Annotated in this window: 1 protein-coding gene; it reads left to right on the forward strand. The window is 62.5% G+C overall.

Going from position 1 to position 1,051, the window contains the following annotated elements; translation table 11 throughout:
• Nucleotides 1-64 precede the first annotated feature (64 nt).
• The gene (locus DL1_RS20640; protein WP_038070286.1) at nt 65-997 is read left to right on the forward strand and encodes an IS5 family transposase; all 933 of its coding nucleotides are present in this window, start codon (nt 65-67) and stop codon (nt 995-997) included.
• Nucleotides 998-1,051 lie beyond the last annotated feature (54 nt).

Genomic DNA, 1,051 nt, shown 5'->3' on the forward strand with positions numbered 1-1,051 from the left:
GTTGTTGCAGAAGTCAGCGCTGGAAGGATTCACCTTGCGAATCCGGTAGGTTAAGAGGTCGGCCATGAGCAAGCCTGACCCTACCCGCTACCGCACGACGAACTGGAAATCCTACAACGAAGCCCTGAAGCGGCGCGGGTCGCTGCTGATCTGGCTCGACAAGGACATGGTGTGGCTGGCGCCCAAGGCAGGTCGCATGGGGCGACCGCCGGTGTTCTCCGATGCAGCGATCCAGTTCTGTTTGATGGTGAAGGTGCTATTTGGCCTGCCGCTTCGGCAAACGACCGGGATGGTGTCGAGCATCCTGCAGATGGCGGGGCTGGATTGGCCTGTCCCCGACTTCTCCACCCTGAGCCGTAGGCAAAAGACCATCACTGTCGAGGTCTCGAGCCGCCGGTCGGCAGGTCCCCTCAACCTGTTGGTCGACAGCACAGGGATCAAGTTTCTCGGGGATGGAGAGTGGCTCGCTCGCAAGCACGGCACGCATCGCAGACGCCAATACCGCAAGGTCCATTTGGCGATGGACACGGGCTCGGGCGACATCCTGGCCGTGGAATTCACGTCCAGCCGCGAGGGCGATAGCCCCGTCCTGCCGGACCTCCTCGACCAGATCCCGCCGGATCAGGAGATCGGCACCGTGACCGGTGATGGGGCCTTCGACACCCGCCGCTGTCATGCCGCAATCCTCGCACGGGGCGGCACCGCAATCATCCCCATTCGCAAGAATGGACGCGTCTGGAAAGAGGACTGCCCTGCTGCGAGGGCGCGCAATGACATCCTGCGCGCCACCCGGCTCCTTGGGCGAGCGATCTGGAAAAACTGGTCCGGCTATCACATCCGAAGCCGGATCGAGGCGAAAATGCGCTGCCTCAAGTCCTTCGGAGAGAGGATCGCCTCACGAGACCCCGACCGCCAGACCGCCGAAATTCACATCCGCATCGCCCTCATGAACCGCTTCAACTCTCTCGGCCAAGCCGAGATTGAGCGCGTCGCCTGAGGTTTCGGCGGGAAGGGGGAAGCTCGTCTCGAAGACGACTTCTGCAACAACGCC

The organism is Thioclava dalianensis (genome assembly GCF_000715505.1).
GTDB lineage: Bacteria > Pseudomonadota > Alphaproteobacteria > Rhodobacterales > Rhodobacteraceae > Thioclava > Thioclava dalianensis.

What these genes read in the sequence shown, in the direction of transcription:
- DL1_RS20640 (WP_038070286.1), top strand. Translation starts at nt 65, where the DNA reads ATGAGCAAGCCTGACCCTACCCGCTACCGCACGACGAACTGGAAATCC.